Below are 22,746 nucleotides of genomic sequence, written 5' to 3'. Positions count from 1 at the left end.
GGCTCCCGCACTGACAACCCCGCACCCCACCCTCGTAATGACGGCATACGCCCGCCCAGGAGGCGCCTCATGGCTGTGCACGACGTCGCGTATATCGAGTTGTACACGAGCAACAGAAAATCCGTCGTCGACTACTTCGTCTCGTCGATGGGGTTCACCCAGGCCGCCGAGGCGGTGGCGGTCGACCGAAGCTCCGCGCTGCTGCGACAGGGCAGCGTGAACCTGGTCGTCACCACCGGGCCGGCCACCTGGAAGTTCCTGAGCGCACACGGGGACGGCATCGCCGATATCGCCCTGACCTGCGACGACGTCGACCAGAGCACCCGTGCTGCCGTGGCGGCCGGAGCCACCGTCACCGGCTCCGCGCACGGCACCTCCACCGTGTCCGGCTTCGGCAGCGTCACCCACACCCTCGTCCCGCGCCAGGACGGCCCGTCCCCGGGGCTGCCCCCCGGCCGCAACTGGTCCGAGGTGGCCGACGGATCGGCCGCCCCCACCGGCCGCATCCAGCTCCTCGACCACATCGCGATCTGCCTGGACGCCGCCTCGATCGACACCTACGGCGTCTTCTACCGCGACGCCTTCGGACTGACCCGCTACTCCTCCGAGTACGTCGACGTCGGCGCGCACGCGATGGACTCCCTCGTGGTGCGCAGCGCCTCCGGCCAGATCACCTTCACCCTCGTCGCCCCCGACCCGCGCAAGGGCCCCGGCCAGCTCGACGCGTTCCTGGAGCGCAACGGCGCACCGGGCGTGCAGCATCTGGCGTTCCTCGTCGAGAGCATCATCCCGGCGGTCCATGAGTTCCGTGACCGCGGCGTGGAGTTCCTGACCGTGCCGGAGTCCTACTACGACAGCCTGGCCGAACGGGTCCCGGGCATGACGGCCGAGATCGACAGACTGCGCGCGGCACAGGTCCTCGCCGACCGCGACGAGTGGGGCGACCTGCTGCAACTGTTCAGCCGATCGCCCTACGAACGCAACACGCTGTTCTACGAGCTGATCCAGCGCCGTGGCTCGCGCGGCTTCGGCAGCTCGAACATCCGCGCCCTGTACGAAGCGGTGGAGCGCGACCGACTGGCCGCCGAATGAAGGACCAAGGCAGCGGGGCCGACCGCCCGCTGACCCTGACCGACCACGCCGCTGTGGCGCGCCGCCGACTGGAGCCGGGCGTCTGGGACTTCGTCGCCGGAGGCGCCGGCGACGAACGCACCCTCGCCGCCAACACGGCCGCCTTCGACCGCGTCCGGCTCCGCCCCCGCGTCCTCACCGGCGGACCGCGCCCGCGGCTTCGCACCCGGATCCTCGGCCGGGACTGGGACGCCCCGGTGGCCGTCGCGCCGCTGGCCTACCACACCCTGCTCCACCCCGACGGCGAGGTCGCCACGGCCGCCGCCGCGGGCGCGGCCGGAGTGCCGTTCGTCGTCAGCACCTTCGCCGGACGCACCTTCGAGGACATCGCCGAAGCCGCCACGGCCCCCCTGTGGCTCCAGCTCTACTGCTTCCGCGACCGCGAGGTGACCCGCGGCCTCATCGAGCGCGCCGAACGCGCCGGATTCGAGGCACTGGTCCTCACCGTCGACGCGCCCCGGCTCGGCCGCCGGCTGCGGGACCTGCGCAACGGCTTCCGGCTGCCGCCCGGCATCGCGCCCGCCAACCTCACCGGCCCGTCCTCCGCCACCGGCCAGGGCCCCGGCGAGGGTTCCGGCACCGCCTCCGACCCGGGCTCCCGATTCGCCTCGCCCGGCGACCACGCCCGCGAGGAGTTCGACACTACCCTCGACTGGAACATCGTCGAATGGCTGCGCGGTGTCAGCCCGCTGCCCCTGCTCCTCAAAGGCATCCTCACCGCCGACGACGCCCGCCGGGCAACAGGGGTCGGCGTCGACGGGATCGTGGTGTCCAACCACGGCGGCCGGCAACTGGACGGGGCCCCGGCCACACTCGACGTCCTGCCGGAGATAGCCGCGGAGACCGCCGGCCGGTGCGCCCTCCTGGTGGACAGCGGAGTGCGGCGCGGCGGCGACGTGCTGGCCGCCCTCGCCCTCGGAGCGGACGCCGTGCTGCTGGGCCGCCCCGTGCTCCACGGACTGGCGGCGGCCGGCCGCGAGGGCGTCACCGACGTCCTCGGCATCGTCACCGAGGAACTCACCGAGGCCATGACCCTCACCGGCTGCCCCACCGTCGCCGACGCCGGCCCCGAACTGATCCTCGGCAGCGCGCCGCCCCTCCCCACCCGGGCCCCCGCGCCGCTGCCCCGCACCGCCGACTCCGGGCTGCTCAAGGAGGAACTGCACGCCAGCGTCTCCGACCCGGTGCTCGACACCATGAACTTCCTCAACGAGATCACCCACCGCTACCCCGACGCGATCTCCTTCGCCCCCGGACGGCCCTACGACGGCTTCTTCGACCCCGAACAGCTCTTCACCCACATCCGCCGCTACATGGAGCACCTGGAGGCGTCCGGCCGCACCCCCGCCCAGGTCCGCGACGCCCTGTTCCAGTACGGGCCGACCAGCGGCCAGATCCGTGAGCTGGTCGCCACGTCGCTGCGCCTGGACGAGAACATCGACGTACCCGCCGAGTCCGTCGTCGTCACCGTCGGCTGCCAGGAGGCGATGCTGCTCACACTGCGGGCCCTCGTCGCGGGCCCCGACGACGCGCTGCTCGTCTCCAGCCCCTGCTACGTCGGCATCACCGGAGCCGCGCGCCTGCTCGACATCGAACCCACCGCCGTCGCGGAGGGACCCGACGGATTCCGCTGCGCCGACCTCGAAGCGGCCGTCCGGGCCGAACGCGGTCGGGGCCGCCGACCCCGCGCCTTCTACGTCATCCCCGACCACTCCAACCCGTCCGGCGCCACCATGGGGCTGGACGAACGCCACGAACTGCTCAAGCTCGCCGCACGCGAGGACTTCCTCATCCTGGAGGACAGCCCCTACCGGTTGGTGAGCCCCGGACGGCAGCTGCCGAGCCTCAAGTCCCTCGACCGCGAACGGCGCGTCGTCCAGCTCGGCTCCTTCGCCAAGTCCCTCTTCCCGGGCGCCCGCGTGGGCTACGCCGTCGCCGACCAGCTCGTCACCGACCGCTCCGGCACCACCGGACTGCTCGCCGACGAACTCACTCGCGTCAAGAGCATGGTCACCGTCAACACCTCGACACTCAGCCAGGCCGTCGTCGGCGGGATGCTCCTCGCGGGCGAGGGCGGCGCCGCCGAGCACAACACCGACACCGCCCGCTACTACGGCGACGCCCTGCGTACCACCCTCCAGCAGCTCGACGCCTCCCTCCCCGAGGCCGAGCGGGCCGCGCTGGGCGTGCGCTGGAACCGACCGAGCGGCGGCTTCTTCCTCACCGTCGACGTCCCCTTCCTCGCGGACAACAGCGCGCTCGCGCGCTCGGCCGAGGAATTCGGCGTCATCTGGACACCCATGTCGTACTTCTATCCCCAGGGCGGCGGCGAGCGCACCCTCCGGCTCTCCGTCAGCTACCTCACCCACGCCGACATCCACGAGGGAACCGCCCGTCTGGCGCGGTTCATCACGACGACAGCCCGGCACTGAAAGGACGACCAGCGTGTTCACTGCCGTACGCCGCTTGCGCAGCAAGCCCCGCATGTGGGGGTGGACCTACCGATGACCCCCGCCCTCGCCGCCCGCCCGGACACCCCGAGCCCGGCCGCGCCCGTCGGACCCGAGCCGAAGCACACCACCCGGCCCAGCCGCGTCATCGGCGTCGGCACCGCCGTCACCGAGCACTCCTACACCCAGGGCGACCTGCTCGACCTGTTCGACATCACCGACCCCCGGGTGCGTTCCATCTTCCTCAACAGCGCCATAGAGCGGCGCCACCTCACCCTCCCGCCCCGCGACAGCGACGGCACCTTCGTCCGCGAGACCCAGAAGGACCTCCTCGCCAAACACACCCGGCTCGCCCTCGACATGGGCGCGCGCGCCGTGCGCACCTGCCTGGACGACGCGGGCCTCGACCTCGCGGACATCGACTACCTGTGCTGTGTGACCACCACCGGCTTCCTCACCCCCGGGCTCAGCGCGCTGCTCATCAAGGACATGGGCATCAGCCCCGGCACCAGCCGGGTCGACGTCGTGGGCATGGGCTGCAACGCGGGCCTGAACGCCCTGAACGCCACCGCCGCCTGGTCCATGGCCCACCCCGGACAGGTCGCCGTGCTGCTCTGCGCCGAGGCGTGCTCCGCCGCCTACGTCATGGACGCCACACTGCGCACCTCCGTCGTCAACAGCCTCTTCGGTGACGGAGCCGCCGCCATCGCCCTGCGCGCCGATCCGCCCGACGCCGCCGGGCCCGCCCCCGACGCGCTGCCCGACGGCGCCGGTGCCCAGGCCGGCCCGCGCCTGCTGGGCTTCGCCAGCCACCTCATCACCGACGCCATCGGCGCCATGCGCTACGACTGGGACGACAGCCAGCACAAGTTCAGCTTCTACCTGGACCCCGACATCCCCTACGTCGTCGGCGCCCACGCCGAGCGGGTCGTGGACCGGCTGCTGGACGGTGCCGGGCTGCGCCGCAGCGACATCGCCCACTGGCTCGTGCACTCCGGCGGCAAGAAAGTCATCGACGCGGTCCGGGTCAACCTCGGCCTCACCCGCCACGACCTGCGCCACACCACCGAGGTCCTGCGCGACTACGGCAACCTGTCGAGCGGTTCGTTCCTGTTCTCCTACGAGCGGCTGCTCCAGGAAGGCCGCGCCCGAGCCGGCGACTACGGAGTGCTGATGACCATGGGACCGGGTTCCACCATCGAGACGGCGCTGGTCCAATGGTGAGCGCCACGGAAGCCGCATCGGGCGCGCCCACCGGCCCGGCCCGGCTGCACATCGACGGCGGCCGGCCACCGACCGCGGAGACCGTCGCGGCGATCGCCGCGCTGTGTGACGGGGCCGAGGACCCCGGCGCACCCGAACCGGTCGTCCTACAGCTCTCCGGAGCCCCGGCGAGCGGCTGGTCCGACGAGCTGACCGTGGGTCTGGTCAGCAAGTGGGAACGGGTGCTGCGCCGACTGGAGCGGCTGCCCACCACCACGATCGCCGTCGCCGACGGCGACTGCGGCGGCACCGCCCTGGACGCCCTGCTGGTCACCGACGTCCGGATCGCCACCCCCTCGCTGCGGCTGCTGCCGCACGTCGCCGACGGCGCGACCTGGCCCGGCATGGCGCTGCACCGGCTCGCCCAGCAGACCTCCGGCACCGGGGCGATCCGGCGCGCGGTGCTCCACGGCACCCCGCTCGACGCGGCGCAGGCGCTGGCCCTGCACCTCGTCGACGAGGTGACGGACGACCCGGTGGCCGCGCTGGCGGCGGCCGGGCACTCCACCGCACTCGCCGGGTCCGAGCTGGCCATCCGACGGCAACTGCTGCTCGACGCCCGCACCGTCCCCTTCGAGGAGGCGCTCGGGGCCCACCTGGCCGCCTGCGACCGGGCCCTGCGGCGGGCGTCGGCGGAAGGGACGACATGACGGCCAGCAGCCCACCGGACGCCCGACAGCCCACGGAACAGCAGGAGATGCGGGCGGGCCTGCCCAGGGCGCGGGCGGCGCTCGCGAGGGCGGCGAGCCGGTACGCCGCGTCGCCGCCCGGCCGGCTGAGAGCACTGCGCGGTGCCTTCCTGGACGCGCACACCGACGCCGTGTACGCCGAGCTGACCGGGGGCCGCACGCGCGGCGCCCGGCTGGCCGCGCTGGCCGCCGACGCGGCCCGCGCGTTCCCGGGACTCGTCCCGACCGCGGCCGAACTGGCCGCGGACCGGGCGCTGGCGCAGGCCGGCAAAGCCGGGCACGAGATCGACCTCGGTCTCTTCTTCAGCCGGGTCCTGCGCTCACCGCTCTCCGGCGGTCATCTGATGGACAGCCTGCTCAGCCCCACCGAGCGGGCCCTGCGCCTGCTGCCGGAGTTCACCGCCATGGGCCATGCCGACCTCGGCTCCGTACGGCTGGAGCGCCGGGACGGGGTCGCCCGGCTCACCCTGTGCCGTGACGACTGCCTCAACGCCGAGGACGACCGGCAGGTCGACGACATGGAGACCGCGGTCGACCTCGCCCTCCTCGACCCCGGCGTCGAACTCTGTCTGCTGCGCGGCGGTGAGATGACCCACCCGCGGTACGCGGGCAAGCGGGTGTTCAGCGCCGGCATCAACCTCAAGAGCCTGCACGCCGGCGGCATCTCGCTCGTCGGGTTCCTGCTCCGCCGTGAACTCGGCTATCTGCACAAGATCTGGCGCGGTGTCCGCGTGGACGACGACATGTCCTGGCACTCGCCGTACCGGGCCAAGCCCTGGGTCGCCGCCGTCGACACCTTCGCGATCGGCGGCGGGATGCAACTGCTGCTGGTCGTGGACCATGTCCTCGCCGCCTCGGACGCCTACCTCAGCCTCCCCGCCGCCCAGGAGGGCATCGTCCCCGGCGTCGCCAACTTCCGGCTGCCCCGTTTCACGGGGCCGCGCCTGGCCCGCCGGATCATCCTGGAAGGACACCGCGTCCGGGCGACGGACCCGGAGGCCGGGCTCCTCATCGACGAGGTGCACGGCCCGGACGACCTGGACGCCGCCGTGGAACACAGCCTCGAACGGCTGCGCAGCCCGGCCGTCACCGCCAACCGGAAGATGCTCAACACCGGGGAGGAGGACCTCGACGCGTTCCGCCGCTACATGGCGGACTTCGCGCTGGAACAGGCGTTCCGGCTGTACAGCGCCGATGTGATCGGGAAAGTCGGCCGCTTCTCCGCACGAGCCGGCACACCGGTCGGCTGATCCGCCCGCGGCCCGCGGCCCGGGGGAGCGGCCGGACCGCGGGTGCCCGGCTCAGGTGCGGCGTGCCGCCCAGACGGTGCGCTCGGTGCGCACCGCCAGGTCGTCGCGGCGCAGGACGCTGTGCGGGCTGTCGGTGTCGAGGAGCCGGTCGAGCGCGGCGAGATCCTCGGGGCAGAGCGTCGCGGCGGCGGCACCGCGGACGCGTTGCAGACTGCCGAGGGCGTAGCGGCCGACCGCCTCGTTGCGGGAGCCCTCGATACGCACGGCGAGGGTACGCTCGCCCTCCACCTCGAACCCGGCGGCGGTCAGCATCGGGCCCCAGTCGGCGCCGCGATGGGGCACGTGCTCGGCGTGGAACCGCTCGGTCGCGGCGTGGCAGCGCTCTTCCAGGCCGGGCCGGTCCTCGGGGGCGTCCTCGGGCAGGAAGCGGGGGAAGCCGGCCAGTTCGACCACGGCGAACAGGCCGCCGGGCGCGAGCGTGTCGTGGACGGTGCGCAGCGCGCGATCGGGGTGGGCCAGGTGGTGCATCGACGCCGACGCCCACACCAGGTCCGGTGCGCCGAGGTCGGGCCAGACGGGCTCGTCCAGGTCGGCCTGCACGGTGCGCACCCGCTCCTGCGCACCGCGGGCGCGGGCCCTCTCACGCAGATGCCGGAGGTGTCCGGCGGACGCGTCGACGGCGGTGACGTGCGCGTCGGGGAAGCGGTCGAGGAGGGCGAAGGTGCCCGTACCCGTGCCACAGCCCAGATCCACGATCCGACGGGGGGCGGGCTCCAGGGGCAGCCACGCGGTGAGGGAGGCCAGGTGCTCGGCCAGGACCTCCGCGTCCAGGTCGAGGAGATCGGCCTGATCGTCGGTCGAGTGCTTGTCGTGGTGGCCGTGCGGAGCGCCGTGGCCTCCGCGGACCGGCCGCGGCCGGTGGGGATGGTCCGGGTGAGCTCGGTTCATGCCTGCACGCTAGGACGACCGCGCGCCGACAGCACGGTCCCTTCCCGTTTACGCAAGACGAGGGCCCGGTGTGCTGCCCGACGCGCAAGATGCCACCGCACCGCACCGCACCGCACCGCACCGCATCGCACCGCGGCCGTCGCCGAGCGGTCGGTCGTACGCGACACGGCGGGACCGTCGCCCGCCGATGACCGACCGCCGCACACCGTCCAGCCGCACCCCGTCCAGCGGCACCCCGCCCAGCCGCACCCCATCCAGCAGCCCACCGCCCAGCGGCACACCCTCCACCAGTGCAGGACACCCTCCGCCCCTTCGCCCCGGCTGTGCTGCGTCCGGCCGGGTGGCAGTCCTTGGGCTCTTCGTGTGACGCGTCGGGGGCAACCCTGCTCCGCGCCGCACCGGTCGGCCGGATACCGGGATAGGGAGGTCACGAAGGAGCGGACGGACCCGTAGGCGCGCGAGGCAGGCTCCGCGTCCCGGCCTCCCGGAACGAGGACGCATGACGATGCCGAAGGCGGTCGCACCCGAGGGACCCGGGAACCCCGGGCTCCGACGGGACATCGGCCTGATCGGCCTGACCTGGACCTCCACCGGGTCCATCATCGGGTCCGGGTGGTTGTTCGGCGCGCTGTTCGCGGCGCAGGCGGCGGGGACGGCCGCCCTCTTCTCCTGGGGGATCGGCGCCCTGGCCGTGACCGTGCTGGCGTTCGTCCACGCCGAGCTGGGAGCCATGTACCCGGTCGCGGGCGGTACGGCCCGGTTCCCGCACTACGCCTTCGGCAGTGTGGCCGGCGCGTCCTTCGGCTGGTTCTCCTGGTTGCAGGCGGTCGCCACCGCGCCGATCGAAGTCATGGCTTCGCTGAACTACCTCAGTGTCCACGCGGACTGGGTCCAGTCGGGGGAGAACCGACTGACCGCCGCCGGGTACGGGCTGGCCGTCGCGTTCATGGCCTTCTTCGTCGTGGTCAACTTCCTCGGCATCAGATGGCTCGCCCACACCAACAGCCTCGCGACCTGGTGGAAAGTCGCGATCCCGGTGCTCACCATCGCCGTCCTGGCGGCGACCGCCTTCCACGGCAGCAACTTCGGTCACCAGGGTCTCGCCCCCTTCGGGGCGCAGGGTGTGCTCTCCGCCGTCAGCACCAGCGGCATCATCTTCGCCCTCCTCGGCTTCGAGCAGGCCGACCAACTGGCCGGGGAGAGCCGCCATCCGGCCCGGGACATCCCTCGGGCGATCATCGGCTCGATCGTCCTCGGAGCCCTGATCTATCTGGCCCTTCAGGTGGTGTTCATCGGGGCGCTGCCGCAGAGCGCGTTCACCCACGGCTGGGCCGACCTGACCTTCGACGACAAGGCCGGCCCCTTCGCCGGCCTGGCCCTCTCCGCGGGCCTCGGCTGGCTCGCGACGCTGATCTACATCGACGCGGTCGTCTCGCCGACCGGCACCGGCCTGATCTACACCACCGCCGCGTCCCGGGTGTCGTACGGCCTGTCCCGCAACGGGTACGTTCCCCAGGTCTTCGAACGGACCACCGGACGCGGCGTGCCCTGGTTCAGTCTCCTGTTCGCCTTCGCCGTCGGGCTCATCATCTTCCTGCCGTTCCCCACCTGGCAGAAACTGGTCGGCTTCGTCACCTCCGCCAGCGTCCTGATGTACGCGGGCGCCCCCCTCGCCCTCGGCTGCCTGCGCAAGCAGGACCCGGACCGGTACCGCCCCTACCGGCTTCCCGCCGGGATGTTCTGGGCGCCCGTCGCCTTCATCGTCGCCAACCTGATCATCTACTGGGCCGGCTGGGACACCCTGTGGCGGCTCGGTCTGGCCATCGTCCTCGGGTACCTGCTGCTGGGCGGCTCGGCCCTGCTCAAGCTCAACCCGAGGACCCCGCGCCCGGACTGGCGCTCCGCGCAGTGGCTGCCGGTCTATCTCACGGGCATGGGCGTGATCTCCTGGCAGGGCGGCTACTGCAGCACAGGCCCGGCCACCACCGTCACCTGCGGCGCGACCGGCGCCCTCCCCCTGTGGTGGGACATGGCCGTCATCGCCGTGTTCAGTCTGGTGATCTACTACTGGGCCTACTCGGTCCGGCTTCCCGACGAGGCGACCCAGAGGTACCTCGGACGGCTCGACGCGCCCCCGGACCACTGACCACGGGGCTCGGCGTCGTGCCCGACCGTCCCGCGACGGTCAGACGGTGCCCAGACAGGCCGCGCCGATCAGCCCCGCGGCCGGGCCGAGGGCGGCGGTCACCAGGGGCGGGGCGTCGGGGCGGGCCGCGCCGCGTTCGGCGTAGGCGGACTCCAGCGCCGAGCGCATCGGACCCGGTGCCGTGCCGAGACCGCCGCCGAGAACGATCGCGGCGGGGTCCAGCAACCGCACGGCCATCGCGAGCACCGTGCCCAGGGCCGCGCCCGCGCTGGCCAGGACGCGGGCCGCCGCCGGGTCGCCCCGGTCCGCCAGGTCGGTCACCTCACGGGCGCCGGCCGTGGTGACGCCTCCGAGGGCGGTGCGCCGGTCACCGATGCCGCGGCCCGAGCAGTACCCCTCCAGGGTGCCGCCCCAGCCGGGGTCGACCGACGCCGGGACCTCGAACTCGCCCAGCGCGATGGCCTCACCGCGCCGCCCCGGTACGGGAGTTCCGCCGAGCACCAGCGTGGACGAGAGTCCGGTGCCGAGGGAGACGTAGAGGAAGTCGTCCAGACCGCGCCCGGCGCCGTACCGGGCCTCGCCCAGCGCCCCGCAGCGCACGTCGGAGCCGATCGTGACGCGTGCCGAGGGCAGTTCGGCGCGCAGCACCTTCTCCGGCTGGATGTCCCAGGCCAGCACCTCACGGCTGGTCAGTGTCCCGTCCGCGGCGACGTACTCGGGGAAGCCGGCGCCCAGGGCGACGACGGTGAGTCCGCGCCGGTCCGCCTCGGCCAGCAGGGCGCGCGCGGCGGCCACGGTCCCGGCCAGGCCGGGGTCGCGCAGCCGGCCCTCGACGGCGGTGGGCCGCTCGTCCCGGTGCAGCACGGTGCCGTCGGCGGCCACCAGGCCCGCGGCGATCTTGGTTCCGCCGACATCCAGGGCGGCGGTGACGTCGACGGCACTCACATCTGCACCTTTCGTACGTATTTCTCAGATATTCGGTGGTTATGTCCCGCACGGTGACGCAGGGCGGCCGGGTGTCAGTCCGCGGTGCGGTGGAGGGTCGCCTCGAAGCGGTAGGCGTCACCGCGGTAGACCGCGCGGCCCAGCAGGACCGGGACGTCCTGGGGGTCGCAGGTGACCTCCTCGCCGACCAGGACGGGCGCCCCGGCCGGCAGCCGCAGCAGTTCCGCCACCGCGGGATCGGCGGCGACCGCCTGTGCCGTGTACGCGCTGCGCATCACGCGGATCCCGGCGACCTCCTCCAGCACCGCGAAGAGGGAGCGGTCGGTGAGGTCCGCGCTCTCCAGGCCCGGGGCCCGCGAGCGGATCAGCACGGTGGTGTCGACGCAGACGGGCACCTCGTCCAGCCCGCGGACGCGGGAGATCTCCAGGACCTCGGAGGCGGGCGCCACCCTCAGCCGGGCGGACTCGTCGTAGGTCGCCGGGCGCACCCGGCGGTGCAACAGCCGGGCCGTGGGCCGCAGTCCGCGCTCGCGGGCGATGTCGGTGAAGCTCTTGAGGAGGCTCGGGGGCTCACTGACCACATCCGTCGAGACGAACCAGCCGCGCTGGGCGGAGGAGTGGACCCGCCCTTCGGACTCCAGGGTCGCCAGGGCCTGCCGCAGGCTGTTGCGGCTCACCCCGACCCGGGCGGCCAGGGCGCGCTCGCCCGGCAGCCGGCTGCCGGGCACGAAGACCCGGCGGTCGAGGAGCTGGACCAGTTCGTGGTGGGCGAGTTGAACGGCAGGCCCCGCGGCGGGCGGGGTGTCGTATTCGGTCACGACAAGGAAAGTACCAGAGCGACCAGTCCTTGGACCAGATATGAATCTGGTCCAAACTCTGGACTATCTGGTCTGATCTGCTGCATGATCCGAGCAACACCGAGGAGCCGGAATCTTCCGTTCCCCTTCCGGGGGCCTGTGCGGAACCTGTCCTCCGTCCTCCGTGCCGCTTTCATTCCGCAGAGCCAAGGAAGTCTCAGATGTCGGTGTGCTCGCCAGTCCGCCTCGCCGTGATCGGCGCGGGAACCATCACCCAGTCGGTGCACCTGCCCGCCGTCCAGCGCCTGGGCGCCCTCTTCGAGCTGGCCGTGGTGTGCGACCTGTCGCCCTCCAGGGCCGCGCGGGTGGCCGCCGGAGCCGGCGCGGGCGTGCGCGCCACCCATGACTACGGGACCGTCCTGGCCGACCCGGACATCGACGCCGTACTGCTGGCCACCCCGGGCACCCACGCCCAGGCCGCCCGCGCCGCCCTGGAGGCCGGCAAGCACGTCCTCGCCGAGAAGCCGCTCTGCCTCACCACCGCCGAGGCCGCGGAACTGGGCGCGCTCGCCGAGTCCGCGGGCCTCGTCCTCCAGGTCGGCTACATGAAGATGTACGACCCGCTGACCGAGGTCGCCGCCGCCGAGCTGGCCGAACTGGACACCCCGCGCACCGTCCGCGTCACCGTGCTCCACCCCGCCGACGAACCCCAGGTCGAGCATCTGCGCATGGCCCGGCCCGCCGCCGACGCCGACCTCTCCGTGGTCGAGGAGGCCCTGGCCTACGAGGCCGAGCGCACCGTCGACGCCCTCGGCGAGGTCCCCGCCGCCCTGGCCGCCTACTACCGCGACGTCCTCAACGGCTCCGTCATCCACGAACTGTCGCTGCTGCGCGCCCTCGGCCTCACCCTGCCCACCACCTTCGACTCCGCCGAGCTGTGGCCCTGGCCGGTCCAGGGCGAACCGCCCTGCCTGCTGGCCACCGGCGACCTGGGCGACGGCGCCAAGCTGGTCATCAACTGGAACTGGCTGCCCGACCACCCCGAGTACGGCGAGGAGATCGCGGTACTGGCCCGCGACGGTCGGCTGCGCCTCGACATGGCGGCGCCCTACCTGGTCGATGTGCGCAGCACACTGCGGGTGGAGCGGGCGCAGGACGGCGTACGCCACGACTCCACCGTCAAGCACGGCTACGACACCGGGTTCGTCCGCCAACTGGAACAGTTCGCCGCCTCCGTGCGCGACGGCGCCCCCGTCCGCTCCGGCGCGGCCGGCGCCGCCGAGGACATCCGCTGCCTCCAGGCCCTGGTCGCCGCCCTCGCGGCGCGCGAGGGCGTCCAGGTCGGCGGGGAAGCGGCCGGAGAGGAGAACGGCAAGTGACCACGTCCGAGCACACCACGTCCGAGCACACCACGACCGGGCACACCATGACCGGGCACACCACGACCGGGCCGCGGCTCGGCAACGCCCCGGTCAGCTACGGCGTCTATGGCGAGGGCGCGGGCGGCGACGGCGCCTCCGGCGACGCCCTGCTCGCCTCGATGGCCGAGGCCGGCTACGCGGGCAGCGAACTCGGCCCGCCCGGGTTCTTCGGCACCCCCGAGGAGACCGCCACCCTGTTCGCCCGCCACGGCCTGACCGCCGTCGGCGCCTACATCCCGGTCCACTACGCGCTCGGCGACGACGTCGTCGCGTACGACATGCGACGGATGGAACAGACCTGCCGTGAACTGGCCGCCTGCGCCGAGCGCTCCGGCGGCCGGCCCCTCGCGATCCTCGCCGACGAGGGCAGCCAGGCCCTGCTGGAGAACCCGGCCCGCGCCTGGGACGACCGATCGCTGGCCCTGGACGAGGCCGGCTGGCAGCGACTGGCCCGGCTCTCCGGACGCGCCGTCGAGCTGGCCGCCTCCTACGGCCTGCGCACCTCCTTCCACCCGCACATCTCCACCTACGTCGAGTCGCCCTGGGAGGTCGACCGGCTGCTCGACCTCACCGAGGTCGGACTGACCCTGGACATCGCCCACCTCCAGCTCGCCGGCGGGGACCCGGTGGAGTGCCTGCGGAACTGGCGCGAACGCATCAACCACGTGCATGTGAAGGACGTCGACACGGACGTCGTCCGCCGTGCCAAGGCCGAGCGACGCAAGGACTTCGACACCTGGTGGGCCGAGGTCTGCGTGCCCTTCGGCAAGGGAGACGTCGACATCGACGCCTTCCTCGCCGAACTGCTGCGCGGCGGCTACCGCGACTGGCTCGTGGTCGAACAGGACCGGGCCCCGACCCCGGCGGACCACTACCCCCGGGTCGCCGCCGAACAGGCCGCGAACCACACCTGGCTGGCGGCCAAGGTCGCCGCGAACTCCTGAACCTCCACACCCCCCCTCCCGCGATGTGGACTTCCCCCCTCCCGCAATCTGCGCTTCACCCCTCCCTCCCGGCCCGCGACGGTGCGGGCCCAAGACGTCGGAGCACCCATGAAGAAGCTGCGTTGGAGCAGGGCGGCAGGGATCGCCCTGACCGCCCTCCTGGCAAGCGCCTGCAGTGTTCCGGGGGCGGGCGGCCCGGCCGCCTCCTCCGGAATCCAGGGACCTCGCATCACCGACCGCGTCACGCCCGAGGACGTCGCGGAACTGGGTGACACCACCCTGCGCGTCCTCGCCGACGCCGGTGAGGAGAACACCCTCAAGGAGCTGGTCCCGCTCTACGAGAAGAAGTACCCGAACGTCGAGGTCGAGGTCGTCACCAAAGGCTTTGACGACCTGATGAAGACCGTCGTCAACTCCATGTCCGGCTCGGACGCCCCCGACCTCGCCCAGGGCAACCAGGGGTACGGCACCGACGGCCCGCTCGTCGAGGCCGGACTGCTGCGCCCGCTGGACGACGTCATGCGCACCTACGGCTGGGAGAACACCTTCACCGACGGCGCGCTCAAGCAGTACCGCTGGTCCCAGGACGGCTCGCTCTTCGGCTCCGGCAGCCTCTACGGCATCAGCCCCGCCACCGAGTTCGTCGGCGTCTTCTACAACACCCGGACCCTCGACAAGCTGGGCATCGAACCCCCTGAGACCTACGAGGAGTTCACCCGGGCACTCGACAAGGCCAAGGACGCCGGCACCCAGCCGCTCATGCTCGGCAACGCCGAGAAGTACCCCGCCAGCCAGGTCATCGGCCTGGTCCAGGCGCAGAACGTGCCCAGCCGCGACGTCCGCTCCTGGATCAGCGGCGTGCCCGGCGCGACCATCGCCGACCAGGGCACCGAGGACGCCGCGAAGACCGTCCAGGACTGGGCGGCGGACGGCTACTTCGGCCAGGGCTACGACGGCATCAGCTCCGACGACGCGGTCGCCAAGTTCAGCCGGGGCCAGGGCGCCTTCCTGGTCGCCGGCTCCTGGAACGCCCCCGCGCTCCAGGAGTCCATGAAGGGCCAGGTCGGCTTCACCCTGCCCGCCCGCGCCGACGGCACCCGCGCCTCGGTCGGCTCCCTGGGCCTGGGCTGGCACATCTCGGCCAAGACCAAGAAGACCAAGGCCGCCGTCGCCTTCCTCGACCTGCTGATGAGCAAGGAGTTCGCCCAGACCCTCGCCGACGTGGGCCGTACCCCCGTCACCGGCGGCACTGGCATCGAGGCGGCCAGCCCGGTCGTCGAGCAGGTCAACGACATCGGTCTGAAACTGCTCGCCGACGACGGCCAGAACTTCTACCTGGACTGGGCCTCCACCACGATGTACGACACCGTCGGCGCCACCACCCAGGACCTGCTGTCCGGCCGCGTCACACCCGCCGGCTTCACCCGCGGCCTCCAGAAGGACTGGCAGTCCTTCGCCGACAAGCAGCGGGCCGCCGCGGAGGCCGGCGCCGAGGACGCCTCGTGAGCGCCCACACCGCGACCGACCCGGCGGCCCGCACCGGGAAGACCCCCGCGACCACCGGGGACACCGGTCGCGAGGCCCCCCGGAGCACCGTGCGCGCATGGGCCTCCCGCCAGTACTGGCCGGCCTTCCTCTACCTCGCGCCCGCCGCGGTCTTCTACTTCCTCTTCGTCCTGCGCCCCCTCGGCCAGACCGCCTGGGTCTCGCTGTTCCACTGGGACGGCATCACCCTCGGCCAGTGGGCCGGACTCGACAACTACACCGCCCTGCTGGCCGACGGCCGGATCCCCGCGGCGATGGGCCACTCCCTCGTCTTCGTCGTCTTCTACTCGTTCTTCCCGGTCGCCATCGGCCTGGCCCTGGCCGGACTGATGTCCCGGATCAAGGTCCGCGGCCTCACCTTCTTCCGCGCCGTGCTCTTCCTGCCGCAGATCCTCGCCACCGTCGTCGTCGCGGTCTCCTGGCGCTGGGTGTACGACATCGACGGACCGCTCAACGAGGCCCTGCGCGCGGTCGGCCTCGGCTCCCTCACCCGCGCCTGGCTCGGCGACTACTCCACCGCCCTGCCCGCGGTCGGACTCATCGGCACCTGGGTGATGTTCGGCCTGTGCATGGTGCTCTTCCTGGCCGGTGTGCAGAAGATCCCGGTGGAACTCTACGAGTCGGCACGGCTGGACGGCTGCGGCCCGATCCGGGAGTTCTTCACCGTCACCCTGCCCGCCCTGCGCGGCGAGTGCGCCGTGGCCCTGGTCCTCACCGTCACCTACGCCCTGCGCAACTTCGACCTGGTGTGGAACACCACCGCCGGCGGCCCCGGCTCCTCCACCACGGTCCCGAGCGTCTTCATCTACCAGGGCGCTTTCCTCACCCGCGAGGTCGGCGCCGCCTCCGCCATCTCCATCTGCCTCACCGCGGTCGTCCTCGTCGTCACCGCCGTGATCATGCGCCTGGTGCGCGGGAAGGAGAGCTGACGGATGATCACCGCCGGCAGCCGCCGCCAGACCGTCATCGGCCACGCCATCCTCTGGATCGCCGCCCTCCTCGCGCTCTACCCCTTCCTCTCCGTCGTCCTGCTCGCCCTCAGCGAGCCGGGCAGCCGCCACAGCGGCTTCTCGCTCCCCACCTCCCTCAGCTTCGACAACTTCGCCGAGGCGTGGGACCGAGGGCTCTCCGCCCAGCCGCTGCTGTCCAGCCTGCTGGTCGCCGCCGTCGTCGTGGTCGTCACCATCCTGCTCGCCGTCCTCGCGGGCTACGCCTTCTCCGTCTTCCCCTTCCCCCTCAAGGGCGTCCTGCTGGTGCTGCTGCTGGCCGGACTGGTGATGCCGTACGAAGCGACCGTCATCCCCCTCTACCACCAGCTCAAGTCCTGGGACCTGATCAACACCTACTGGGCGCTGATCCTCCCGCAGATCGGCCTCTCCCTGCCGTTCGCGATCTTCTGGATGCGGACCTTCTTCGACTCCACGCCGCCCGCGCTGCGCGAGGCCGCCTCCGTCGACGGCGCCTCCAGGTTCCGTACCCTCCGGTCCATCCTGCTGCCCATGGCCATGCCCGCCATCGGCACCCTCGCCACCCTGCTCTTCCTCTTCGCCTGGAACGAGTTCCTGCTGGCGCTGGTCCTCGTACCCGACGACAAGAGCGTGCAGACCGCACCGCTCGCCCTGTCGTTCTTCGCGGGCAACCGCCGCAACAGCGACCCCGGCGTCACCGCCGCCGCGGCCGTCCTGGTCGCACTTCCCGTGCTCATCAGCTACATCGCCCTGCAGCGCCGCATGATCAGCGGCATGCTCGCCGGGGCCGTGAAGGAGTAACACCGTGTCAGCCCCCCTGTCCCCGCGCGTCTTCGACAGCCCCGGTGAGCTGGGCGAGACCCTCGCCCACGAGATCGCCGACGGCATCGCCGAGGCCGGCCGCGCCGGACACCGCTACGTCCTGGGCTGTCCGGGCGGCCGTAGCCCCAAACCGGTCTACGACGCGCTCAGCGCCCTGACCGCCGAGCGCGGCCTCGACCTGAGCCACCTCGTCATCGCCATGATGGACGAGTACGTCGTGCCCGCCCCGGACGGCGGCTACCAGGACGTCCCCCACAGCGCCCACAACAGCTGCCACCGCTTCGCCACCGAGGAGATCGTGGCACCGCTCAACGAGGCCGCCGGTCCCGGCCGCGGCATCCCGGCACGGTCCGTCTGGTTCCCCCACCCCGCCGACCCGGCCGCCTACGAGCAGCAACTGGCCGAAGCGGGCGGGGTGGACCTCTTCATCCTCGCCTCCGGCGCCTCCGACGGGCACATCGCCTTCAACCCGCCCGGCTCGCCCGAGGACAGCGGCAGCCGGATCACCGTCCTCGCCGACACCACCCGCGAGGACAACCTCGCCACCTTCCCCGACTTCGCCTCCATCGACGAAGTCCCGCGCCACGGCGTCACCGTCGGCGTGCGCACCATCGTCGCGCACTCCCGCCGCGCCGTGATGGTGGTGCACGGCGCGCACAAGCGGGAGGCCGTCCGCCGCCTCACCGCCGCCACGGGCTACGACCCGTCCTGGCCGGCCACCCTCCTCGCCCTCTGCAAGGACCCCGCCCTGTACGTGGACCGGGCCGCCGCCACCGAACGGCACGCGGCATGACGTACGACCTCATGACCCTCGGCCGGGTCGGGGTGGACCTCTACCCCGAACAGAGCGGGACCGGCCTCGCCGAGGTGCGGACCTTCGCCAAGTACCTGGGCGGCAGCGCCACCAACGTGGCCGTCGCGGCGGCCCGCCACGGGCTGCGCTCCTCGGTGACCACCGGCGTCGGCGACGACCCCCTCGGCGGGTTCGTCCGCACCGCGCTGCGCGGCTTCGGCGTGGACGACCGGCACGTGGTGACCGTCCCCGGCGCCCAGACCCCGATCGTGCTCTGCGAGATCTTCCCCCCGGACACCTTCCCGCTCTACTTCTACCGGCCGCACGCCCCCGACCTGCGGATCACCGAGGACGACCTGGACACCGACGCGCTGCGCACCGCCAAGGTCGTCTGGATCACCGGCAGCGGACTGTCCGCGCAGCCCTCACACGGCACGACACTGCGCGCCGTCGCCGACCGGGAGCCCGGCACCGACACGGTCCTCGACCTGGACTGGCGCCCGATGTTCTGGAACGACCCCGCCCAGGCCCCGGCCCACTACGCCCGGGCCCTGGAGCACTGCACCGTCGCGGTCGGCAACCGGGACGAGGTCGAGGTCGCCGTCGGCACCCGCGACCCCGACCGGGCCGCCGATCTGCTGCTGGAGCGCGGGCTGCGCCTCGCCGTCGTCAAACAGGGACCCGCCGGAGTCCTGGCCCGTACCGCCACCGAGAACGTGGTGCTGCCGCCGGTGCCGGTGGAGGTCGTCAACGGGCTCGGCGCGGGCGACGCCTTCGGCGGGGCCCTGGTGGCCGGGCTGGTGGCCGGACTGCCGCTGACCCGGATCCTGGAGAACGCCAACGCCGCCGGGGCCATCGTCGCCTCCCGCCACTCCTGCGCGGACGCCATGCCCACCCCCGATGAGATCGACCGGCTGCTGACCGGTCGCCGCACCAGCTCTGGAGCACCGCTGTGATCACCACCGTCCGCCCCGTCGCCGCCGACCTCTCCTCGGTGGTGCGCATCCGGCTGACCGACCCGGACGCCATCCGCCGGACCGCCGCGGCCCGTCCCCGGTTCGACCCGGCGGCACTGGCCCGGCCGCTGTTCGTCCTGGCCGCCGACCACCCGGCGCGCGGCGCGGTCGCGGCCGACGGCGACCCGACGGCCATGGGGGACCGCCATGAACTGCTGGCCCGCTGCCTGGAGGCGCTCTCCCGGCCCGGCGTGGACGGCTTCCTCGGCTCCGCCGACCTCGTCGAGGACCTCATGCTGCTGGGCGCGCTCGACGGCAAACTGGTACTGGGCTCGATGAACCGCGGCGGACTGCCCGGCGCCGCCTTCGAACTCGACGACCGCTTCGGTGGCTACGACGCCCGGGGCATCGCCGAAGGCGGTCTGGACGGCGGCAAGATGCTGCTCCGCATCGACCCCGCGCAGCAGGGCACCGCGGAGACCCTGAGCGGCACGGCGCAGGCCATCAACGAACTCGCCGAACGGCGGCTGATGGCCCTGGTCGAGCCCTTCAAGTCGGTGCGTGAGGGCGGCAGGGTCCGCAACATCCTGGAACCGGACGCACAGATCTGGGCCAACAACATCGCCCAGGGGCTCGGCCGCACCTCCGCCCACACCTGGCTGAAGGTGCCGGTGGTGGACGAGATGGAGCGCATGATGGCCTCCACCACCCTGCCCACGCTGCTGCTGGGCGGCGAGGGCGGCGGCGACCCGGACGCCATGTACGCCTCCTGGCAGAAGGCCCTGCGGATCGAGCAGGTCCGTGGGCTGATCATCGGCCGCACCATGCTCTTCCCGGCCGACGGCGATGTCTCCGGCGCGGTCGACACGGCGGTCTCGCTGCTGGGCCGGGAGGAGGACACCCGATGAGCCGCGCCCTGCACCTGCCCGCCGGTTCGGCGGGCGCGGACGGCTTCTCCCTGGCGATCACCCCGCGGGACGCGGGCTGGACCTACAGCTCGCTGCGCGTGCTGGAACTGGCGGCCGGCGAAACCGCGCGGTTCACCACCGGCGACAGCGAGTGCGTGGTGCTGCCGCTGGCCGGCGCCTGCCGGGTCGCCGTCGACGGACAGTCCTTCGAACTGGCCGGCCGCACCGATGTGTTCGCCCGGGTCAGCGACTTCGCGTACGCCCCGCGCGACGCCGAGGTCAGCGTCCACTCCGCGCGCGGCGGGCGGTTCGCACTGCCCGCCGCCCGCTGCGAACGCCGCCTGGAGCCCGCGTACGGCCCCGCCGAGCGGGTCCCCGTGGAGATCCGCGGCGCCGGGAACGCCACCCGCCAGGTCAACAACTTCGCCTCCCCCGAGGGCTTCGGCTGCGACCGCCTGGTCGCGGTGGAGGTGCTCACCCCCGACGGCAACTGGTCCTCGTACCCGCCGCACAAGCACGACGAGCGGGGCGACGACGAAGCCGTACTCGAAGAGATCTACTACTTCGAACTCGGCTCGACCGGCGGCCCCGGCACCGCCCCCCTCGGCTACCAGCGGGTGTACGCGGACGGTGTCGACGTCCTCGAAGAGGTCCGCCACGGCGACGCGGTGCTGGTGCCCCGCGGCTACCACGGCCCCTCGATGGCCGCCCCCGGCTACCCGATGTACTACCTGAACGTGCTGGCGGGCCCGCACCCCGAGCGGACCATGGCCTGCTGCGACGACCCCGCCCACCACTGGGTACGGGCCTCCTGGGAGGGCATGGCGACCGACCCGCGTGTGCCCCTGTGCGATGCGGAGGGACGCCGATGACCACCCCCCGGGGAACCCGGCGGCTCACCACCTCCCAGGCGCTGGTGTCGTTCCTGTCCCGGCAGTACACCGAGCGCGACGGCGTCCGGCACCGGCTGATCGAGGGCTGCTTCGGCATCTTCGGCCACGGCAATGTCGCCGGGATCGGTCAGGCCCTGCTCCAGCAGCCCGAGGACCTGGCCTACTACCAGTCACGCAACGAACAGGCCATGGTGCACGCCGCCGTCGCCTTCGCCCGCACCCGCCGCCGGCTCTCCACCCTCGCCTGCACGGCCTCGGTCGGGCCCGGCGCCACCAACATGGTGACCGGCGCGGCACTGGCCACCATCAACCGGCTGCCCGTGCTGCTCCTGCCCGGCGACACCTTCGCCGGCCGGGCCGCGAGCCCGCTCCTCCAGGAACTGGAACTGCCGTACGCGGGTGACCTCACCGTCAACGACGTCTTCCGCCCGGTGTCCCGCTTCTTCGACCGCGTCTGGCGCCCCGAACAGCTCCTGTCCTCCGCCGTGCAGGCGATGCGGGTGCTGACCGACCCCGCCGAGACCGGCGCGGTCACCCTCGCACTGCCGCAGGACGTGCAGGCCGAGGCGTGGGACTTCCCCGAGGAGTTCTTCGAGCGACGCGTCTGGCACGTACGCCGCCCGGCTCCCGAGGAGCACGCGCTGGCCGCGGCCGTACGGCTGCTGCGGCGGGCCGAGCGCCCGCTGATCGTGGCCGGGGGCGGCGTGATCCACTCCGACGCCACCGAGGCACTGGCCCGGTTCGCCGCCGCCACCGGCATCCCGGTCGCGGTCACCCAGGCAGGGAAGGCCGCACTGGCGCACGGTCACCCGGCCGCGGTCGGCGCGATCGGCCACACCGGCAGCCCAGCCGCCAACACGCTGGCCCGCGAGGCCGATGTGGTCCTCGGCATCGGCACCCGCTGGCAGGACTTCACCACCGCCTCCCGCACCCTCTTCGCCGATCCCGACGTCCGGTTCCTCAACCTCAACATCACCTCCTTCGACGCCGCCAAGCAGTCCGGGCTGATGCTCCAGGCCGACGCCCGCGCCGGCATCGAGGCCCTGGACCACGCGCTGGCCGGGCACACCGTGCCGGACCACCGCCGCGTGCGGGCGAGCGCACTGGTCCGCCGCTGGGACCAGGAGGTGGACGCCGCCTTCACCCGGACCAACACCCCGCTGCCCGCCCAGAGCGAGATCCTGGGCGCGGTGCGCGACGCCATGGACGACCGGGACGTGGTGCTCTGCGCCGCCGGATCCATCCCCGGTGACCTGCACAAGCTCTGGCGCCCCAGCGATCCGCTGGGCTACCACGTGGAGTACGGCTACTCCTGCATGGGCTATGAGATCGCGGGCGGCCTCGGGGTGAAGATGGCCGCCCCCGACCGGCAGTCGGTGGTCCTGGTCGGCGACGGCTCGTACCTGATGATGGCCCAGGAGATCGCCACCGCGGTCGCCGAGAACCTCAAACTGGTCATCGTGCTGGTGGAGAACCGCGGTTACGCCTCCATCGGCGCGCTCTCCGCATCCCTCGGCTCCGAGCGCTTCGGCACGCAGTACCGCTACCGCGACGCCGGCAGCGGTCAGCATGACGGCGGGGTCCTCCCGGTCGACCTGGCCGCCAACGCGGCGAGCCTGGGCGCGGACGTCATCCGGGCCTCGGGGATCGACGCCTTCCGCGAGGCGTTCGCGACCGCGCTGGCCGGCGAGCGTACGACCGTGGTGCACATCGAGACCGACCCCCTGGCCGCCTCACCCTCCTCCGACGCCTGGTGGGACGTACCGGTGGCCGAGGTGTCCACCCTGACCTCCACGACGTCCGCCCGCCGCACCTACGAGAAGGAGAAGGCGACCCAGCGCCCCTACCTGCGCCCCGCCGACTGAAGGGCGCTCCGG

At 72.7% G+C, this 22,746-nt stretch carries 19 protein-coding genes; 16 read left to right on the top strand and 3 right to left on the bottom strand.

The genetic code is table 11. The features are described 5' to 3' along the window. Positions 1 to 69: 69 nt before the first annotated feature. From hppD to dpgC, 5 genes are all read left to right on the top strand, one after another. A complete protein-coding gene (gene hppD, locus ACIQNG_RS22060; protein WP_401487134.1) occupies positions 70 to 1,092 on the top strand; it encodes a 4-hydroxyphenylpyruvate dioxygenase in 1,023 nt (340 codons plus the stop codon). After that, on the top strand, positions 1,089 to 3,563 hold the full coding sequence (locus ACIQNG_RS22055) for an aminotransferase class I/II-fold pyridoxal phosphate-dependent enzyme (RefSeq protein ID WP_401487132.1): 2,475 nt from the start codon (positions 1,089 to 1,091) through the stop codon (positions 3,561 to 3,563). Before hppD ends, ACIQNG_RS22055 begins: the two co-directional genes overlap by 4 nt. Positions 3,564 to 3,635: 72 nt before the next feature. Next, positions 3,636 to 4,805, top strand: a complete 1,170-nt coding sequence (gene dpgA, locus ACIQNG_RS22050; protein ID WP_401487130.1) for a 3,5-dihydroxyphenylacetyl-CoA synthase DpgA — start codon at positions 3,636 to 3,638, stop codon at positions 4,803 to 4,805. After that, entirely contained in the window at positions 4,799 to 5,494 is a 696-nt protein-coding gene (gene dpgB / locus ACIQNG_RS22045; RefSeq protein WP_401487128.1) for an enoyl-CoA-hydratase DpgB, read from the top strand. The genes dpgA and dpgB overlap by 7 nt, the downstream gene beginning before the upstream one ends. Next, a complete protein-coding gene (dpgC, locus tag ACIQNG_RS22040) occupies positions 5,491 to 6,783 on the top strand; it encodes a (3,5-dihydroxyphenyl)acetyl-CoA 1,2-dioxygenase DpgC (protein WP_401487126.1) in 1,293 nt (430 codons plus the stop codon). The genes dpgB and dpgC overlap by 4 nt, the downstream gene beginning before the upstream one ends. Positions 6,784 to 6,834: 51 nt before the next feature. On the opposite strand, the gene ACIQNG_RS22035 is transcribed toward dpgC, so the two are convergent. Then, a complete protein-coding gene (locus tag ACIQNG_RS22035; protein ID WP_401487124.1) occupies positions 6,835 to 7,731 on the bottom strand; it encodes a class I SAM-dependent methyltransferase in 897 nt (298 codons plus the stop codon). Between the two features lie 499 nt (positions 7,732 to 8,230). Here ACIQNG_RS22035 and ACIQNG_RS22030 point away from each other — a divergent pair, with 499 nt between their 5' ends. Further along, complete coding sequence (locus ACIQNG_RS22030; RefSeq protein WP_401487122.1) at positions 8,231 to 9,877, top strand: APC family permease; 1,647 nt, start codon at positions 8,231 to 8,233, stop codon at positions 9,875 to 9,877. A gap of 39 nt (positions 9,878 to 9,916) precedes the next feature. Here ACIQNG_RS22030 and ACIQNG_RS22025 read toward each other — a convergent pair whose 3' ends face one another. Beyond that, a complete protein-coding gene (locus ACIQNG_RS22025) occupies positions 9,917 to 10,822 on the bottom strand; it encodes an ROK family protein (protein WP_401440580.1) in 906 nt (301 codons plus the stop codon). 74 nt (positions 10,823 to 10,896) lie between these two features. Next, positions 10,897 to 11,640, bottom strand: coding sequence for a GntR family transcriptional regulator (locus tag ACIQNG_RS22020; RefSeq protein WP_401487120.1), 744 nt, complete (start codon positions 11,638 to 11,640; stop codon positions 10,897 to 10,899). 200 nt (positions 11,641 to 11,840) lie between these two features. Between ACIQNG_RS22020 and ACIQNG_RS22015 the strand changes: the two genes are divergently transcribed. The 10 genes from ACIQNG_RS22015 (at position 11,841) to iolD (ending at position 22,734) form a co-directional block, all read left to right on the top strand. Beyond that, on the top strand, positions 11,841 to 12,998 hold the full coding sequence (locus ACIQNG_RS22015) for a Gfo/Idh/MocA family protein (protein WP_401487118.1): 1,158 nt from the start codon (positions 11,841 to 11,843) through the stop codon (positions 12,996 to 12,998). Continuing rightward, a complete protein-coding gene (locus ACIQNG_RS22010; protein WP_401487116.1) occupies positions 12,995 to 13,984 on the top strand; it encodes a sugar phosphate isomerase/epimerase family protein in 990 nt (329 codons plus the stop codon). Before ACIQNG_RS22015 ends, ACIQNG_RS22010 begins: the two co-directional genes overlap by 4 nt. A 108-nt stretch (positions 13,985 to 14,092) precedes the next feature. Further along, the gene (locus tag ACIQNG_RS22005; RefSeq protein WP_401487115.1) at positions 14,093 to 15,490 is read left to right on the top strand and encodes an ABC transporter substrate-binding protein; all 1,398 of its coding nucleotides are present in this window, start codon (positions 14,093 to 14,095) and stop codon (positions 15,488 to 15,490) included. Beyond that, positions 15,487 to 16,458 carry a carbohydrate ABC transporter permease gene (locus tag ACIQNG_RS22000; RefSeq protein ID WP_401487113.1) on the top strand — a complete coding sequence of 324 codons (972 nt, stop codon included), beginning with the start codon at positions 15,487 to 15,489 and terminating at the stop codon, positions 16,456 to 16,458. Before ACIQNG_RS22005 ends, ACIQNG_RS22000 begins: the two co-directional genes overlap by 4 nt. A gap of 3 nt (positions 16,459 to 16,461) precedes the next feature. After that, the gene (locus ACIQNG_RS21995) at positions 16,462 to 17,298 is read left to right on the top strand and encodes a carbohydrate ABC transporter permease (protein ID WP_401487111.1); all 837 of its coding nucleotides are present in this window, start codon (positions 16,462 to 16,464) and stop codon (positions 17,296 to 17,298) included. Positions 17,299 to 17,302: 4 nt separating this feature from the next. Then, complete coding sequence (locus tag ACIQNG_RS21990) at positions 17,303 to 18,112, top strand: 6-phosphogluconolactonase (protein ID WP_401487109.1); 810 nt, start codon at positions 17,303 to 17,305, stop codon at positions 18,110 to 18,112. Next, the gene (gene iolC / locus ACIQNG_RS21985) at positions 18,109 to 19,068 is read left to right on the top strand and encodes a 5-dehydro-2-deoxygluconokinase (RefSeq protein ID WP_401487107.1); all 960 of its coding nucleotides are present in this window, start codon (positions 18,109 to 18,111) and stop codon (positions 19,066 to 19,068) included. Before ACIQNG_RS21990 ends, iolC begins: the two co-directional genes overlap by 4 nt. Next, positions 19,065 to 19,976, top strand: coding sequence for a deoxyribose-phosphate aldolase (locus ACIQNG_RS21980; protein ID WP_401440568.1), 912 nt, complete (start codon positions 19,065 to 19,067; stop codon positions 19,974 to 19,976). The genes iolC and ACIQNG_RS21980 overlap by 4 nt, the downstream gene beginning before the upstream one ends. Beyond that, positions 19,973 to 20,848 (top strand): 5-deoxy-glucuronate isomerase, encoded by an 876-nt coding sequence (gene iolB / locus ACIQNG_RS21975; RefSeq protein WP_401487105.1) that lies wholly within the window; start codon positions 19,973 to 19,975, stop codon positions 20,846 to 20,848. Before ACIQNG_RS21980 ends, iolB begins: the two co-directional genes overlap by 4 nt. After that, positions 20,845 to 22,734, top strand: a complete 1,890-nt coding sequence (gene iolD / locus ACIQNG_RS21970) for a 3D-(3,5/4)-trihydroxycyclohexane-1,2-dione acylhydrolase (decyclizing) (RefSeq protein WP_401487103.1) — start codon at positions 20,845 to 20,847, stop codon at positions 22,732 to 22,734. Before iolB ends, iolD begins: the two co-directional genes overlap by 4 nt. The last annotated feature ends 12 nt before the right edge of the window (positions 22,735 to 22,746 follow it).

Origin of the sequence: Streptomyces sp. NPDC091377, from assembly GCF_044757045.1 — a bacterium.
Lineage (GTDB): Bacteria > Actinomycetota > Actinomycetes > Streptomycetales > Streptomycetaceae > Streptomyces.
The sequence above is the reverse complement of the archived record's forward strand: the minus strand, read 5'-3'. Positions and strand labels throughout refer to the sequence as shown.

Excerpts from the sequence above, each read along its gene's own strand:
- ACIQNG_RS22005 (WP_401487115.1), top strand. The coding sequence starts at position 14,093 with ATGAAGAAGCTGCGTTGGAGCAGGGCGGCAGGGATCGCCCTGACCGCC.
- iolB (WP_401487105.1), top strand. The coding sequence starts at position 19,973 with ATGAGCCGCGCCCTGCACCTGCCCGCCGGTTCGGCGGGCGCGGACGGC.
- dpgB (WP_401487128.1), top strand. The coding sequence starts at position 4,799 with ATGGTGAGCGCCACGGAAGCCGCATCGGGCGCGCCCACCGGCCCGGCC.
- ACIQNG_RS22030 (WP_401487122.1), top strand. The coding sequence starts at position 8,231 with ATGACGATGCCGAAGGCGGTCGCACCCGAGGGACCCGGGAACCCCGGG.
- iolC (WP_401487107.1), top strand. The coding sequence starts at position 18,109 with ATGACGTACGACCTCATGACCCTCGGCCGGGTCGGGGTGGACCTCTAC.
- dpgC (WP_401487126.1), top strand. The coding sequence starts at position 5,491 with ATGACGGCCAGCAGCCCACCGGACGCCCGACAGCCCACGGAACAGCAG.
- ACIQNG_RS21995 (WP_401487111.1), top strand. The coding sequence starts at position 16,462 with ATGATCACCGCCGGCAGCCGCCGCCAGACCGTCATCGGCCACGCCATC.
- ACIQNG_RS22015 (WP_401487118.1), top strand. The coding sequence starts at position 11,841 with ATGTCGGTGTGCTCGCCAGTCCGCCTCGCCGTGATCGGCGCGGGAACC.
- hppD (WP_401487134.1), top strand. The coding sequence starts at position 70 with ATGGCTGTGCACGACGTCGCGTATATCGAGTTGTACACGAGCAACAGA.
- dpgA (WP_401487130.1), top strand. The coding sequence starts at position 3,636 with ATGACCCCCGCCCTCGCCGCCCGCCCGGACACCCCGAGCCCGGCCGCG.
- ACIQNG_RS22055 (WP_401487132.1), top strand. The coding sequence starts at position 1,089 with ATGAAGGACCAAGGCAGCGGGGCCGACCGCCCGCTGACCCTGACCGAC.
- iolD (WP_401487103.1), top strand. The coding sequence starts at position 20,845 with ATGACCACCCCCCGGGGAACCCGGCGGCTCACCACCTCCCAGGCGCTG.
- ACIQNG_RS22035 (WP_401487124.1), bottom strand. The coding sequence starts at position 7,731 with ATGAACCGAGCTCACCCGGACCATCCCCACCGGCCGCGGCCGGTCCGC.